Origin of the sequence: Escherichia sp. KTE172 (assembly GCF_000408845.1) — a bacterium.
GTDB classification, from domain to species: Bacteria; Pseudomonadota; Gammaproteobacteria; order Enterobacterales; family Enterobacteriaceae; genus Escherichia; species Escherichia coli.
Genome location: NZ_KE137316.1, coordinates 2,369,556 through 2,384,189 on the forward strand (window position 1 = coordinate 2,369,556; position 14,634 = coordinate 2,384,189).

16 protein-coding genes are annotated in these 14,634 nt (G+C 52.1%); 5 read left to right on the forward strand and 11 right to left on the reverse strand.

Going from position 1 to position 14,634, the window contains the following annotated elements; genetic code table 11:
* The first annotated feature begins 30 nt into the window (after window positions 1-30).
* Window positions 31-333, forward strand: coding sequence for a DNA damage response exodeoxyribonuclease YhbQ (gene yhbQ, locus G434_RS12565; RefSeq protein WP_000189316.1), 303 nt, complete (start codon window positions 31-33; stop codon window positions 331-333).
* Here the strand turns inward: yhbQ and G434_RS12560 are convergent.
* Both G434_RS12560 and G434_RS12555 read right to left on the reverse strand, forming a co-directional pair.
* Window positions 320-823 (reverse strand): GNAT family N-acetyltransferase, encoded by a 504-nt coding sequence (locus tag G434_RS12560; protein ID WP_000908554.1) that lies wholly within the window; start codon window positions 821-823, stop codon window positions 320-322. The two genes, yhbQ and G434_RS12560, sit on opposite strands and share 14 nt — an antisense overlap.
* Window positions 817-1,341, reverse strand: a complete 525-nt coding sequence (locus G434_RS12555; protein WP_001295552.1) for a ubiquinone anaerobic biosynthesis accessory factor UbiT — start codon at window positions 1,339-1,341, stop codon at window positions 817-819. Before G434_RS12555 ends, G434_RS12560 begins: the two co-directional genes overlap by 7 nt.
* A gap of 208 nt (window positions 1,342-1,549) precedes the next feature.
* On the opposite strand from G434_RS12555, the gene G434_RS12550 reads away from it, so the two are divergent.
* The 3 genes from G434_RS12550 (at window position 1,550) to G434_RS12540 (ending at window position 4,520) form a co-directional block, all read left to right on the forward strand.
* Window positions 1,550-2,545: a ubiquinone anaerobic biosynthesis protein UbiU gene (locus tag G434_RS12550; RefSeq protein ID WP_001309783.1), complete on the forward strand. Its 996-nt coding sequence runs from the start codon at window positions 1,550-1,552 to the stop codon at window positions 2,543-2,545.
* Window positions 2,546-2,553: 8 nt separating this feature from the next.
* Window positions 2,554-3,432: a U32 family peptidase gene (locus G434_RS12545; RefSeq protein WP_001309784.1), complete on the forward strand. Its 879-nt coding sequence runs from the start codon at window positions 2,554-2,556 to the stop codon at window positions 3,430-3,432.
* 80 nt (window positions 3,433-3,512) lie between these two features.
* Window positions 3,513-4,520, forward strand: a complete 1,008-nt coding sequence (locus G434_RS12540; protein WP_000130380.1) for a luciferase-like monooxygenase — start codon at window positions 3,513-3,515, stop codon at window positions 4,518-4,520.
* On the opposite strand, the gene G434_RS12535 is transcribed toward G434_RS12540, so the two are convergent.
* Window positions 4,498-5,217 (reverse strand): L,D-transpeptidase family protein, encoded by a 720-nt coding sequence (locus tag G434_RS12535; RefSeq protein WP_000532752.1) that lies wholly within the window; start codon window positions 5,215-5,217, stop codon window positions 4,498-4,500. The genes G434_RS12540 and G434_RS12535 overlap by 23 nt on opposite strands.
* 157 nt (window positions 5,218-5,374) lie before the next feature.
* Here G434_RS12535 and G434_RS12530 point away from each other — a divergent pair, with 157 nt between their 5' ends.
* A complete protein-coding gene (locus tag G434_RS12530) occupies window positions 5,375-5,905 on the forward strand; it encodes a hypothetical protein (protein ID WP_001294022.1) in 531 nt (176 codons plus the stop codon).
* Window positions 5,906-5,965: 60 nt separating this feature from the next.
* Here the strand turns inward: G434_RS12530 and mtr are convergent, their stop codons facing one another.
* The 8 genes from mtr to rbfA form a co-directional block, all read right to left on the reverse strand.
* Window positions 5,966-7,210: a tryptophan permease gene (gene mtr / locus G434_RS12525; protein ID WP_000224395.1), complete on the reverse strand. Its 1,245-nt coding sequence runs from the start codon at window positions 7,208-7,210 to the stop codon at window positions 5,966-5,968.
* Window positions 7,211-7,363: 153 nt separating this feature from the next.
* Window positions 7,364-9,265, reverse strand: coding sequence for an ATP-dependent RNA helicase DeaD (gene deaD / locus G434_RS12520; RefSeq protein ID WP_001306022.1), 1,902 nt, complete (start codon window positions 9,263-9,265; stop codon window positions 7,364-7,366).
* Window positions 9,258-9,338, reverse strand: a complete 81-nt coding sequence (gene yrbN / locus G434_RS29160) for a protein YrbN (protein WP_010723222.1) — start codon at window positions 9,336-9,338, stop codon at window positions 9,258-9,260. The genes deaD and yrbN overlap by 8 nt, the downstream gene beginning before the upstream one ends.
* A gap of 106 nt (window positions 9,339-9,444) precedes the next feature.
* Window positions 9,445-10,329 (reverse strand): lipoprotein NlpI, encoded by an 885-nt coding sequence (gene nlpI / locus G434_RS12515; RefSeq protein WP_000802087.1) that lies wholly within the window; start codon window positions 10,327-10,329, stop codon window positions 9,445-9,447.
* A 108-nt stretch (window positions 10,330-10,437) separates the two neighbouring features.
* Window positions 10,438-12,573, reverse strand: coding sequence for a polyribonucleotide nucleotidyltransferase (gene pnp / locus G434_RS12510; protein ID WP_001298330.1), 2,136 nt, complete (start codon window positions 12,571-12,573; stop codon window positions 10,438-10,440).
* Between the two features lie 246 nt (window positions 12,574-12,819).
* Complete coding sequence (rpsO, locus tag G434_RS12505; RefSeq protein WP_000059466.1) at window positions 12,820-13,089, reverse strand: 30S ribosomal protein S15; 270 nt, start codon at window positions 13,087-13,089, stop codon at window positions 12,820-12,822.
* Window positions 13,090-13,237: 148 nt separating this feature from the next.
* On the reverse strand, window positions 13,238-14,182 hold the full coding sequence (truB, locus tag G434_RS12500; RefSeq protein WP_000089698.1) for a tRNA pseudouridine(55) synthase TruB: 945 nt from the start codon (window positions 14,180-14,182) through the stop codon (window positions 13,238-13,240).
* Window positions 14,182-14,583, reverse strand: coding sequence for a 30S ribosome-binding factor RbfA (rbfA, locus tag G434_RS12495; protein WP_001040205.1), 402 nt, complete (start codon window positions 14,581-14,583; stop codon window positions 14,182-14,184). Before rbfA ends, truB begins: the two co-directional genes overlap by 1 nt.
* Window positions 14,584-14,634 lie beyond the last annotated feature (51 nt).

The following is a 14,634-nucleotide window of genomic DNA, read 5'->3' on the forward strand; positions in this document are numbered from 1 at the left end:
TGGGCCTGACCTTAACATGCGACGCAGACGATGACACCCTGGTTTCTTTACTTGATCCGTACCGCCGACAATAAGCTTTATACCGGGATCACCACGGATGTCGAACGCCGCTATCAGCAGCACCAAAGCGGCAAAGGGGCGAAAGCACTGCGCGGGAAAGGAGAACTAACGCTGGCGTTTTCCGCGCCAGTGGGCGATCGTTCGCTGGCGTTACGGGCAGAATATCGCGTTAAGCAACTGACCAAACGGCAAAAAGAACGTCTGGTAGCGGAAGGCGCAGGGTTTGCAGAACTGTTGAGCAGCCTGCAAACCCCAAAGGTTAAAAGCGATTGAAGTGCTCGTGATACTCAACCAGACCGGTTACGCCATTCAGCGCGTCATCCGCTAAACGATGTACCTGGAAGGCGCTTTCAGTGCCCGGCCAGCGGCAACGCAGATCGTGATGCGCCGCCAGCTCAAAGCCGAAACGACTGTACAGCGCCGGATCGCCCAGCGTCACCACTGCGGCATAGCCGAACTCATTAAGCGAATCGAGTCCTTCATAGACCAGTTGGCGTGCCAGCCCTTGTCCACGGTATTTTTCATCAACCGCCAACGGTGCCATGCCGACCCATTGCAGGTCTTCGCCCTGCACATCAACCGGACTAAATGCCACATAGCCAATGACCTGACCTTCGTCATCTGTCGCCACCAGCCCCAGCGTCAGAAAGCCATCTTCACGCAGATCGTGAACCAGCTTCGCTTCCGCATCACTTTCGAATGAACGACGCAGCAGGGCATCAATACCCGGCGCATCAATGGGAATTTCTACTCGAATTAGCATGGTTCACCTACCGATGTCTGTTTGGTTTCAGGCGCGGTTTTCATTCCCGCCTCAACAAAATCCGCCAGTTGCAGCAGCATCATGCGTAAGGCTTTCGGCATTTGCTCCAGTTCAATGGCGTCCATCAGGTTTTTCACATACAGCCCCAGCTCCGTATCGCCTTCAATCACCAGCCGACGCTGGAAGAAGAGCGTATCCGGATCTTGTTTACGCGCCGCAATCATCAGCAGATCGCTGGCGTCGGCACTAAAACTCACATCAGCTTGCGCGTTCTGGCTAACGACCAGTTTGCCATTCACCACCGAGGTAAACCATTGCAGGTCAATATCACGCACATGAATACTTAACCAGCGGCCTTCAAGAAACTCCAGCTCGCCATCATCCAGCGCCTGACGGAATTGCCAGCTTAAGACCTGCTCAAGAACCTGGCGTTTTAGCGCAAATGGCGTCAGTTTTACCGGTACACTCAACAGAGATGGCCCCAAATGCACAATACGGGAACGCAGTTTATCCAACACGAGTTTTACTCCCTGTTTCAACAATCATCCTATTTTGCCATATCAGAAAAATAACATAGCGGTATAAATCAACAATTCCATATGAAATTGCTGCTACCACCAATACAACTTTAACTGCCTTAAATCAAAAATTGTCGCAGCAAGGTTAACTAAAATCCCAGTTCGTTAACATTTTTGCGCTTTGATAGCGCAACCTTCAGGAAAAATTATGGAGCTGCTCTGCCCTGCCGGAAATCTCCCGGCGCTTAAGGCGGCCATCGAAAACGGCGCAGATGCTGTTTATATCGGGCTAAAAGATGATACCAATGCCCGTCACTTCGCCGGCCTTAACTTTACCGAGAAAAAATTGCAGGAAGCGGTGAGTTTTGTCCATCAACATCGCCGCAAACTTCACATCGCGATTAACACTTTTGCGCACCCGGACGGTTACGCCCGCTGGCAGCGCGCCGTGGATATGGCGGCGCAGCTGGGTGCCGACGCGCTGATCCTCGCCGACCTCGCCATGCTGGAGTACGCCGCCGAGCGTTACCCGCATATTGAACGTCATGTGTCAGTGCAGGCTTCGGCGACTAATGAAGAGGCGATTCACTTTTATCATCGCCATTTTGACGTTGCACGCGTGGTGCTGCCGCGCGTGTTGTCGATTCATCAGGTGAAACAACTAGCACGGGTCACACCTGTACCACTGGAAGTCTTTGCTTTCGGCAGCCTGTGCATTATGTCGGAAGGTCGTTGCTATCTGTCGTCGTATCTGACGGGTGAGTCGCCCAACACCGTGGGCGCGTGTTCTCCGGCCCGTTTCGTGCGCTGGCAGCAAACGCCGCAGGGGCTGGAATCTCGCCTGAACGAAGTGCTGATCGACCGTTATCAGGACGGCGAAAACGCAGGTTATCCGACGCTGTGTAAAGGGCGTTATCTGGTGGACGGCGAGCGCTATCACGCGCTGGAAGAACCAACCAGTCTCAATACCCTTGAGCTACTGCCGGAGTTAATGGCGGCGAATATCGCTTCGGTGAAAATTGAAGGCCGCCAGCGTAGCCCGGCGTATGTCAGCCAGGTGGCAAAAGTCTGGCGTCAGGCTATCGACCGTTGTAAGGCCGATCCGCAAAACTTCGTACCACAAAGCGCGTGGATGGAGACGCTCGGGTCGATGTCCGAAGGCACGCAGACCACCCTTGGCGCGTATCACCGTAAATGGCAGTGAGAAGAGCAATGAAATATTCCTTAGGGCCGGTGCTATGGTACTGGCCAAAAGAGACGCTGGAAGATTTTTATCAGCAGGCCGCCGCCAGCAACGCAGACGTGATTTATCTCGGTGAAGCGGTCTGTAGCAAACGCCGGGCAACCAAAGTTGGCGACTGGCTGGAGATGGCGAAATCGCTCGCCGGAAGTGGCAAGCAGATTGTGCTCTCCACGCTGGCACTGGTGCAGGCGTCCTCCGAACTGGGCGAACTGAAACGCTATGTTGAGAACGGTGAGTTTCTGATTGAAGCCAGCGATCTCGGCGTGGTGAATATGTGCGCTGAACGCAAACTGCCGTTCGTCGCCGGGCACGCGCTGAACTGCTACAACGCGGTGACCCTGAAAATATTGCTCAAACAGGGCATGATGCGCTGGTGTATGCCGGTGGAGCTATCCCGCGACTGGCTGGTGAATCTGCTTAATCAGTGCGATGAGCTGGGCATTCGCAACCAGTTTGAAGTGGAAGTCTTGAGCTACGGTCATCTGCCGCTGGCCTACTCCGCCCGCTGCTTTACCGCGCGTTCGGAAGACCGCCCGAAAGATGAGTGCGAAACCTGCTGCATTAAGTATCCGAACGGGCGCAACGTTCTGTCGCAGGAAAACCAGCAAGTGTTTGTACTCAATGGCATTCAGACCATGAGCGGCTACGTTTACAACCTCGGTAACGAGCTGGCATCCATGCAGGGGCTGGTCGATGTGGTCCGCCTGTCACCGCAGGGGACTGACACTTTCACTATGCTCGACGCCTTCCGCGCCAATGAAAATGGCGCTGCGCCACTGCCGTTGACGGCAAACAGCGATTGTAACGGCTACTGGCGGCGGCTGGCCGGGCTGGAGCTGCAAGCGTAAGTAAATAGCTCACTTTGTTAACAACTTTAACTACTCTTTAATGCAGTATTAAAGATTAATCGGTAACAAAGTGAGCTGTTATGACTGATAAAACCATTGCGTTTTCGCTACTCGATCTGGCCCCCATTCCCGAAGGTTCTTCAGCGCGAGAAGCGTTCTCCCACTCTCTCGATCTCGCCCGTCTGGCTGAAAAGCGCGGCTATCATCGCTACTGGCTGGCAGAACACCACAATATGACCGGCATTGCCAGTGCTGCAACATCAGTATTAATTGGCTATCTGGCGGCGAATACCACCACGCTGCATCTGGGTTCCGGCGGCGTGATGTTACCAAACCACTCACCGTTGGTCATTGCCGAACAGTTCGGCACGCTCAATACGCTCTATCCGGGGCGAATCGATTTGGGGCTGGGTCGTGCTCCGGGTAGTGACCAGCGAACCATGATGGCTCTACGTCGTCATATGAGCGGCGATATTGATAATTTCCCCCGCGATGTCGCGGAGCTGGTGGACTGGTTTGACGCCCGCGATCCCAATCCGCATGTGCGCCCGGTACCGGGCTATGGCGAGAAAATCCCCGTGTGGTTGTTAGGCTCCAGCCTTTACAGCGCGCAACTGGCGGCGCAGCTTGGTCTGCCGTTTGCGTTTGCCTCACACTTCGCGCCGGATATGTTGTTCCAGGCGCTGCATCTTTATCGCAGCAACTTCAAACCGTCGGCACGACTGGAAAAACCGTATGCGATGGTGTGCATCAATATTATCGCCGCCGACAGCAACCGCGACGCTGAATTTCTGTTTACCTCGATGCAGCAAGCCTTTGTGAAGCTGCGCCGTGGCGAAACCGGGCAACTGCCGCCGCCGATTCAAAATATGGATCAGTTCTGGTCACCGTCCGAGCAGTATGGCGTGCAGCAGGCGCTGAGTATGTCGCTGGTGGGCGATAAAGCGAAAGTGCGTCATGGTTTGCAGTCGATCCTGCGCGAAACCGACGCCGATGAGATTATGGTTAACGGGCAGATTTTCGATCACCAGGCGCGCCTGCATTCGTTTGAACTGGCGATGGATGTTAAGGAAGAGTTGTTGGGCTGATTTTATAACGCCGGTTTTCAACGGTGATGGTTGGCAATCGGCGATTTTTTTCAAAGTAATCATAGCCGGGCTTCAACATACGCCAGAAATTATATTCCGGCCATACCTGCGCCTGGCGCATATTTTCTTCGTCCATCGCAAACGGGAAGATATGCACCGGCACGCTCTTCTGCCCGCTATTCAGCGCCTGCGCCACCAGTTGATAAATCTCTTCAATACCAGCATCGGTCATGGCATAGCAGCCCGCCGAAACGCAGTTTCCGTGAACCATAATGAAATCACCGGTGTAGCCGTTTGCCCGATCGTAAGCATTCGGGTAACCAATATTAAATGCCAGATGATAGCGGCTGTTTGGGTTAAGCAACTCTTTGTTGGTGGCATAAAAACCTTCCGGGCTTTTACCATCCCCCTGTTTGTGTTTTGGCCCTAAGCCACCAGACCACGCGCATATAGTCCTGGTTTTATAGAGTTCGTAAGGCTTGTTGTTGGTGCTTGCCCACAGTTCCAGCTTATCTTCCGCTTTCAGAATGCGGATAAATAACTGGTCACCAGGATGAATGATTTTTAAAGACGGTGCGACAGGTTTTTCAACTGGCAGGAAAACGTGTTCATCGTGTGGGGCAGGCCAGAAAAATTGAAAAATCATGGCGATAAACAGGCTCAACAATACAATAGCAAGTAGTCCTTTACGCCCCATTTCGTATTCCGCTTATTCTGAGCCAGTTCAAGTATATATTTTCTTATGATATGAAATAGATGAAAGGTCCAGTTCTGTACTTTTATAAAATAGTCATCGTTTTATCATCGCCAAACAGAGAAATGAACAAATCGACTTATTACCAGAGAAAATCATTATGAGTGAACCGGCTTCCTTTTTTCTTCATGCACATATTACCGAGAGTAACCTCGAGAAGTTTTTCCATTCACCAGCAACAAATATCAAAGACCATGACGACTGGTTGCCATGGTTTATCGAGAAGCAGCGGTTGTACGGCGATCCTGCAAAAATGCTTAACAATCTTGCAGCTTGTAATTCTGGTGAAAGTGAAAAGAATATTTATGCCGAACATATCAACTTTAATAAAGAAACACAGATAGTCACGATGGATCACATATTTCTCTCAGAGAGCTATGAAATCTTCATGCCACTCATGGCCTGTGTGCGGGGAATCGAGAAGTTTATTACGCCAGGGGAAAATAATTTTGCGCTAATTTATTATTACTGGTGGGGTTCGGAGACCGCTATCGCGCTCGAATTTGATGCCAATGGTAGCAAAATAACGGCAAATCCTAAGGCAGAAAATTTAACTATCGCCGATGCTTTTTTCGATGAGCACGGGGAAGCTCTCGCTGAAGAACTTTATAATAAACAGGGGTTTATTTGATACCATCTCGTGTACTTGTGAATTATTGCCGGATGAAAACTGCTCATCCGGCTCGTTCAATTACTGATACACCGGCAGCAAATTAAAGCTCGATAAAATATGCACCAGTGCGTTACCGACGCCAAACACCAGAATCAGCGCAATCATCGGCTTGCCGCCCCAGACGCGGAATTTCGGGCTACCAAAGCGTTTACGCGATGCGCGGGCCAGCAGCGCCGGAACGATTGCCGCCCAGATGGTAGCCGCTAAGCCAGCATAACCAATGGCGTACAGGAATCCGTTCGGGAACAGCAAACCACCCACAACAGGCGGTGCAAAGGTCAACAATGCTGTTTTCAAGCGGCCCATAGCCGAGTCATCGAAACCAAACAGATCTGCCAGATAGTCAAACAAACCCAGCGTTACGCCAAGGAACGAACTTGCTACCGCAAAGTTTGAGAACACGACCAGCAGAAGGTCCAGGCTACGGCTGTTCAGCACGCCGCTTAATGCCTGTACCAGCACATCAATGTTACCGCCCTTCTCGGCGATGCCGATAAACTCCGGACGAGGGATGTTGCCCATCGTCGCCAGCAACCAGATGGTATACAGCGCCAGCGCCATCAGCGTACCGTACACCAGGCATTTCACGATGGTTTTCGGATCTTTGCCGTAATACTTCATCAGGCTCGGCACGTTACCGTGATAACCAAACGATGCCAGACAGAATGGCAGTGTCATCAGCAGATACGGCGCATAAGACGCATTGCTTTCGGCGACGTTGAACAATGTCGCAGGCTGTACATGCCCCAGCAGGCTGCCGAAGGTGAGGAAGAAAGTAATGACTTTCGCCCCCAGCACAATTGCTGTCATCCGGCTGACAGCTTTCGTACTCAACCACACCACGAACGCTACCAGCAGTGCAAAACCAAATCCAGCTGCCCGTGCAGGGACGTTCAGCGACATCTCCGCGAAGGTGTGATGCAGAATCGAACCGCTGGCAGAAATATAGGCGTAAGTCAGGATATAGAGCACAAAGGCAATGGAAATGCCGTTGACTACGTTCCAGCCTTTGCCCAGCAAATCTTTGGTGATGGTGTCAAAGCTAGAACCGATTCGATAATTCAGGTTAGCTTCCAGAATCATCAAGCCGGAATGCAGCATACAGAACCAGGTAAAGATCAGCGCCGTCATTGACCAGAAGAACCACGCCCCGGACATGACCACAGGCAGAGAAAACATCCCTGCGCCAATAATGGTGCCGCCGATAATCACCACGCCGCCAAGCAGCGACGGTGACGTTTGGGTGGTGGTTAGTGTTGCCATGAGGGCTTCTCTCCAGTGAAAAATAGTGCGACTGCGTTGTTATGTATTGCACTGTACCAGTACACGAGTACAAAAGACAGAAAAAAAGCCCCGATGGTAAAAATCGGGGCTGTATATATTATTTTACAGATTGTGTTCGCTGTTCAGCGATGATTACGCATCACCACCGAAACGACGACGACCGGTAGAGTCATCACGACGCGGAGCGCGGCCTTCACGACGTTCGCCGCTAAAACGACGACCATCACCACGACCACCTTCACGGCGTTCACCGCTGAAGTTACGACCGCCTTCACGACCACCTTCACGACGTTCGCCACCGAAACCACGACCACCGCCACGACGCTCACCGCCAGTATGCGGCTGTGCATCGCCCAGTAACTGCATGTTCATCGGCTTGTTGAGAATGCGAGTACGCGTAAAGTGTTGCAGCACTTCACCCGGCATACCTTTCGGCAGTTCGATGGTGGAGTGAGAAGCAAACAGCTTGATGTTACCGATGTAACGGCTGCTGATGTCGCCTTCGTTAGCAATCGCGCCAACGATATGACGAACTTCAACACCATCATCGCGGCCCACTTCAATGCGGTACAGCTGCATATCGCCAACATCACGACGTTCACGACGCGGACGATCTTCACGGTCACCACGCGGGCCACGGTCGTTACGATCGCGCGGACCACGGTCATCACGGTCACGGAATTCACGTTTCGGACGCATCGGCGCATCTGGCGGAACAATCAGAGTACGTTCACCCTGTGCCATTTTCAGCAGTGCGGCGGCCAGAGTTTCGAGATCCAGCTCTTCGCCTTCGGCAGTCGGCTGAATTTTGCTCAGCAGTGCACGGTATTGATCCAGATCGCTGCTTTCCAGCTGCTGCTGTACTTTAGCGGCGAATTTTTCCAGACGACGTTTGCCCAGCAGTTCTGCGTTCGGCAGTTCAACTTCCGGAATGGTCAGCTTCATGGTGCGTTCAATGTTACGCAGCAGACGACGCTCACGATTCTCAACGAACAGGAGCGCACGACCAGCACGACCCGCACGACCGGTACGACCGATACGGTGAACGTAAGACTCAGAATCCATCGGGATATCGTAGTTAACTACCAGGCTGATACGCTCAACGTCCAGGCCACGGGCCGCAACGTCGGTCGCAATCAGGATGTCCAGACGACCATCTTTCAGTCGTTCCAGTGTCTGCTCACGCAGCGCCTGGTTCATGTCACCGTTCAGCGCGGCGCTATTGTAGCCGTTACGCTCAAGAGCTTCTGCCACTTCCAGAGTCGCGTTTTTGGTACGAACGAAGATAATCGCCGCATCAAAATCTTCCGCTTCCAGGAAACGTACCAGTGCTTCGTTTTTACGCATACCCCAGACAGTCCAGTAGCTCTGGCTGATGTCAGGACGGGTAGTCACGCTGGACTGAATGCGCACTTCCTGCGGCTCTTTCATAAAGCGGCGGGTAATACGACGAATCGCTTCCGGCATGGTTGCAGAGAACAGAGCGGTCTGATGACCTTCCGGGATCTGCGCCATAATAGTTTCAACGTCTTCGATGAAGCCCATGCGCAGCATTTCGTCAGCTTCATCCAGAACCAGACCGCTCAGTTTAGAAAGGTCCAGAGTGCCACGTTTCAGGTGATCCAGCAGACGGCCCGGAGTACCAACAACGATCTGCGGCCCCTGACGCAGGGCGCGTAATTGCACGTCATAACGCTGGCCGCCGTACAGGGCAACCACGTTTACGCCGCGCATGTGTTTAGAGAAATCCGTCATTGCCTCAGCAACCTGTACCGCCAGTTCGCGGGTCGGTGCCAACACCAGAATCTGTGGTGCTTTCAGCTCAGGATCAAGATTCTGCAGCAGAGGTAAAGAGAATGCTGCAGTTTTTCCGCTCCCCGTCTGGGCCATACCCAGGACGTCGCGGCCATTCAGCAGATGTGGAATACACTCTGCCTGAATTGGAGATGGTTTTTCGTAACCCAGATCGTTAAGGGCTTCAAGGATAGGAGCCTTCAGGCCCAGATCTGCAAAAGTGGTTTCGAATTCAGCCATGTAGTACGTGTGCCTCAAAATTAATGGCGGCCAGTCTACATAACTCATCATGAAATTGATCAGCAATTTTCATTGAAAAGTGTGAACCGGCTCAAAGTAGGTGTATTAACGAACAACAACGCCCTCACCCGTTAAGGTGATGGCAATCAAAAAAGATTACGGGCTGATGTGTACGTCAGCTATTGCTGGTCCGATTCTGCCAGGTCATCTTGGTCCTGGCCCAGGAGCGATAATTCCAACAATGCGTATCGGTGCTCAACAAAGTTATGAACGTTGTTGGCAACCGCCAGTTTGAACAGTGCCGTGGCGCTGTCCAAATCCCCCAGACTTAGGTAGTACTTACCTAAATAGAAGTTGGTTTCACTGAGATGCTCAGCGAGCGAGGTGTTATCCGTTGCGTCCGCCTTGAGCCTTTCCATTAACGTTTGTTCGCTAATGTTGCCCAGGTAGAACTCGACAATGTTCCATCCCCACTGTTCCTTATCCGATTTTTCGAAGTGCTGTCTCAACACTTCTTTAGCCTGCTTCTCATCGAGCTTCTGCTCGGCGAGATAAAGCCACAGACTACGGAAAGGATCATTGGGATCGTCTTGATAAAACGCCAGCAGATCATCTTGCGCTAACTTGTCACGACCGCCGTAATATAATGCGATCCCGCGATTCAAGTGCGCGTAGTTGTAAGTTGGATCAAGCTCAAGTACAGAATCAAACGCTTCATAGGCAGCATCAAAATTGCCTGCCTGCGTTAAATATATGCCTAAGTAATTGAATACTTCAGGCATATCCGGTCGGATTGCCAGCGCTTGCGAAAAATCGTTACGCGCTAATGCCCTCAGACCGAGACTATCATACAACACTCCGCGCTCATATAAAAGCTGTGCGCGTTCGTCATCGGTTAAAGCCCGACTGGCAAGGATTTGTTCCATACGTGCCAGAATCACTTCCTGCTGTAAAGTCGGTTGCAATGGTACCGCGAGGACTTCACTTTTACGCCAGGAAGTATTACTGCATCCTGCAAGCGTAAGTGCTGTCGCAACGAAACACCAGCGCAAAAAAGGCTTCATTTCCCACTCCCGAAGACCACGGTTGAATGAACGTCCTGTTCCCGGTTGCTAACAAGGCGTCCTGCCCGGTTAAAAGCCCCCCGCCGCAGCGGAGGGCAAATGGCAACCTTACTCGCCCTGTTCAGCAGCCGGAGCTTCCGGTGCTGCAGCAGGTTGAGACTGCTCAGTCGCTTCTTTAATGCTCAGACGGATACGGCCCTGGCGATCAACTTCCAGAACTTTCACCGGTACTTCCTGACCCATCTGCAGGTAATCGGTCACTTTCTCAACGCGTTTGTCAGCGATCTGAGAGATGTGTACCAGACCTTCTTTACCGCCGCCGATGGCAACAAATGCGCCAAAGTCAACGATACGGGTCACTTTACCATTGTAGACGCGGCCCACTTCGATTTCTGCAGTGATCTCTTCGATACGACGAATAGCATGTTTCGCTTTCTCGCCGTCGGTCGCTGCGATTTTCACAGTACCGTCATCTTCGATTTCGATGGTGGTGCCAGTTTCTTCGGTCAGAGCACGGATTACAGAACCGCCTTTACCGATAACGTCTTTGATCTTGTCCGGGTTGATCTTGATGGTATGGATACGCGGAGCGAACTCAGAGATATCGCCACGCGGCGCGTTGATCGCCTGTTCCATTACGCCCAGGATATGCAGACGCGCACCTTTAGCCTGGTTCAGCGCAACCTGCATGATCTCTTTGGTGATACCTTCAATTTTGATATCCATCTGCAATGCAGAGATACCGTCGCGGGAACCCGCAACTTTGAAGTCCATATCGCCCAGGTGATCTTCGTCGCCCAAAATGTCAGACAGTACAACGTAGTTGTCGCCTTCTTTCACCAGACCCATTGCGATACCCGCAACAGCAGCTTTGATTGGCACACCTGCGTCCATCAGCGCCAGAGACGCGCCGCACACGGAAGCCATAGAAGAGGAACCGTTGGATTCAGTGATTTCAGACACAACACGTACGGTGTACGGGAATTTGTCCATATCCGGCATGACTGCCAGCACACCGCGCTTCGCCAGACGACCGTGACCAATTTCACGACGCTTCGGAGAACCGACCATGCCGGTTTCGCCTACTGAGTACGGAGGGAAGTTGTAGTGGAACAGGAAGGTGTCAGTACGTTCGCCCATTAGTTCATCAAGAACTTGCGCGTCACGTGCAGTACCCAGCGTTGCGGTAACCAGCGCCTGAGTTTCACCACGGGTGAACAGCGCAGAACCGTGAGTACGCGGCAGCACGCCAGTACGCACATCCAGACCACGAATCATATCTTTTTCACGACCGTCAATACGCGGTTCGCCTGCCAGTACGCGGCTACGAACAACGTTTTTCTCGATAGCGTGCAGAATTTCACCCAGTTCGTTTTCGTCCAGGGTTTCATCTTCAGCAAGCAGCGTCGCGATGGTTTCAGATTTGATGACATCAACCTGCGCATAACGCTCTTGTTTGTCGGTGATGCGGTAAGCATCGCTCAGACGAGCTTCAGCCAGTGCAGCAACGCGCGCGTTCAGCGCTTCGTTTACCGGCTCCGGCTGCCAGTCCCAACGCGGTTTACCGGCTTCTTTCACCAGTTCATTGATGTTCTGAATGACAACCTGCTGTTGTTCATGACCGAACACTACTGCGCCCAACATCTGGTCTTCGCTCAGCAGTTCAGCTTCAGATTCAACCATCAGTACAGCGGCTTCAGTACCGGCAACAACCAGATCCAGTTTGCTCTCTTTCAGCTCGTCCTGAGTCGGGTTCAGTACGTACTGGTCATTGATGTAACCTACGCGGGCAGCACCAATCGGACCATTGAACGGAATACCAGACAGAGACAGTGCTGCGGAAGCGCCAATCATCGCGACGATATCCGGGTTAACCTGCGGGTTAACAGAAACCACGGTGGCGATAACCTGAACTTCGTTGACGAAGCCTTCCGGGAACAGCGGGCGAATCGGGCGGTCAATCAGACGCGCGATCAGGGTTTCGCCTTCGCTTGGACGACCTTCACGACGGAAGAAGCTACCCGGGATACGACCAGCAGCGTAGGTACGCTCCTGATAGTTAACGGTCAGTGGGAAGAAGTCCTGACCTGGTTTGGCTTTTTTCTGGCCAACAACGGTAACGAATACCGCGGTGTCATCCATGCTAACCATAACAGCGGCAGTAGCCTGACGAGCCATCATGCCGGTTTCCAGAGTCACGGTGTGTTGGCCGTACTGGAATTTACGAACGATCGGATTAAGCAATGTAATATCCTTTCTCTTTCTTAGACAGTACCTTACGGCACTGGTGTTAATACCCGATCTTCTGCGCATCCTCGCGACTAATGACAACCCTAACCCAGCCCAATGTGGGTAAAGCCTCTCATTAGCCGCGCGAACCTCTGCAACGGAAGATCATTCATAGCAACAATACATTAGTTTCCAGTGAATTGCTGCCGTCAGCTTGAAAAAAGGGGCCACTCAGGCCCCCTTTTCTGAAACTCGCAAGAATTAGCGACGCAGACCCAGGCGCTCGATGAGCTGGGTGTAACGTGCTACGTCTTTACGTTTCAGGTAGTCGAGCAGTTTACGACGCTGAGAAACCATGCGCAGCAGACCACGACGGCTGTGGTGATCTTTTTTGTGCTCTGCAAAGTGGCCCTGCAGGTGGTTGATCTGTGCAGTCAGCAGTGCTACCTGAACTTCGGTAGAACCGGTGTCGTTTGCGTCACGACCAAACTCAGAAACGATTTTAGCTGTTGCTTCAGTACTTAGAGACATTTTAAAACTCCAAAGTATATAGAATGAAAGGACGCCGATCTCTAATTCAGCGATCCCAGTGTACGTTACGCAAAGTGTTAAACAATTTACGCGACGTTAAGCGGCAGTATTCTACTCGTAGCGACCTGTTATCGCAAGACGGTTAACATTACGCCGGGTATTCAACCACCAGGCGACGAGGCGCGACGCGGCCTTCATCGTCAATTTCGCCCATACCGATAAACTTGCCGTTCTCACCTTCTGTAACGCGAACCAGTCCTTCCAGCGGCGCACCGGATGTACGAACCGGGTTACCATTTTTGAAGTAAACAGAAGACGTTAACGGAAGATTCACCACCGGGTAGTCCGAAGCTGGACTGTCCATTGGCATCAGTAATGGATCAAGTAACTCCGCGGCTGGAATATCCTGCTGTTCGGCTTGTTCAACCAGTTCACGCAGATGTTCCAGGGTCACCATCCGTTCAACCGGATATTTACTTACCGCCAGACGACGCAGGTAAATAACATGCGCGCCACAACCGAGTTTTTCACCCAGGTCATCAATGATGGTGCGGATATAAGTGCCTTTTGAGCAGTGAATTTCCAGCTCCAGCTCATTGCCTTCGTGGCGAATAAACAGCAATTCATAAACGGTAATCGGGCGCGCTTCACGCGGTACTTCAATGCCCTGACGCGCATATTCGTACAGTTTTTTGCCCTGGTATTTCAGTGCTGAATACATCGAAGGGATCTGTTCGATATCGCCACGGAAAGTATCCAGCGCCGCCGCCAGTTGCTCTGCACTAAAGGTTACCGGACGTTCTTCAACGATTTGTCCGTCGGCGTCAGACGTATCGGTACGCTGTCCAAGACGCGCAATCACCCTATAGCGTTTGTCGGAGTCCAGCAGATACTGGGAAAACTTCGTCGCTTCCCCGAGGCAAATTGGCAACATGCCAGTTGCCAGCGGGTCCAGCGCACCGGTATGCCCAGCACGGTTGGCGTTATAAATCCGTTTCACTTTTTGCAGCGCATCGTTGCTGGACATACCCTGCGGTTTATCCAGCAACAACACGCCGTTAATGTCGCGACCGCGACGACGAGGACGACTCATTAGTCCTCCTTGCTGTCGTCCGGGTTAACACGACGTTCTTCGTCATGTTTGACCACGCTGGTCACCAGGTTTGACATGCGCATCCCTTCAACCAGCGAGTTGTCGTAGAAGAAGGTCAGTTCCGGCACGATACGCAGGCGCATCGCTTTCCCCAGCAGGCTGCGGATGAAACCAGAAGCTTCCTGCAGCGCTTTGATGCCCGCTTTAACCGCGTCTTCATCTTTGTCGTTGAGGAACGTTACATATACTTTGGCATACGCCAGGTCGCGAGACATTTCGACACCGGAAACGGTGGTCATCATGCCCAGACGAGGATCTTTAATTTCACGCTGCAGGATGAGAGCGATCTCTTTTTGCATTTCCTGCGCTACGCGCTGCGGGCGACCAAATTCTTTCGCCATAATAAATTCTCCTGACAAAAAAGGGGCCATAGCCCCTTTTAAAATTAATCT

Coding starts and splice junctions, on each gene's coding strand:
- rpsO (WP_000059466.1), bottom strand. CDS start 13,089: ATGTCTCTAAGTACTGAAGCAACAGCTAAAATCGTTTCTGAGTTTGGT.
- G434_RS12540 (WP_000130380.1), top strand. CDS start 3,513: ATGACTGATAAAACCATTGCGTTTTCGCTACTCGATCTGGCCCCCATT.
- mtr (WP_000224395.1), bottom strand. CDS start 7,210: ATGGCAACACTAACCACCACCCAAACGTCACCGTCGCTGCTTGGCGGC.
- rbfA (WP_001040205.1), bottom strand. CDS start 14,583: ATGGCGAAAGAATTTGGTCGCCCGCAGCGCGTAGCGCAGGAAATGCAA.
- truB (WP_000089698.1), bottom strand. CDS start 14,182: ATGAGTCGTCCTCGTCGTCGCGGTCGCGACATTAACGGCGTGTTGTTG.
- yhbQ (WP_000189316.1), top strand. CDS start 31: ATGACACCCTGGTTTCTTTACTTGATCCGTACCGCCGACAATAAGCTT.
- G434_RS12530 (WP_001294022.1), top strand. CDS start 5,375: ATGAGTGAACCGGCTTCCTTTTTTCTTCATGCACATATTACCGAGAGT.
- G434_RS12535 (WP_000532752.1), bottom strand. CDS start 5,217: ATGGGGCGTAAAGGACTACTTGCTATTGTATTGTTGAGCCTGTTTATC.
- G434_RS12560 (WP_000908554.1), bottom strand. CDS start 823: ATGCTAATTCGAGTAGAAATTCCCATTGATGCGCCGGGTATTGATGCC.
- nlpI (WP_000802087.1), bottom strand. CDS start 10,329: ATGAAGCCTTTTTTGCGCTGGTGTTTCGTTGCGACAGCACTTACGCTT.
- G434_RS12545 (WP_001309784.1), top strand. CDS start 2,554: ATGAAATATTCCTTAGGGCCGGTGCTATGGTACTGGCCAAAAGAGACG.
- deaD (WP_001306022.1), bottom strand. CDS start 9,265: ATGGCTGAATTCGAAACCACTTTTGCAGATCTGGGCCTGAAGGCTCCT.
- yrbN (WP_010723222.1), bottom strand. CDS start 9,338: ATGAAAATTGCTGATCAATTTCATGATGAGTTATGTAGACTGGCCGCC.
- G434_RS12550 (WP_001309783.1), top strand. CDS start 1,550: ATGGAGCTGCTCTGCCCTGCCGGAAATCTCCCGGCGCTTAAGGCGGCC.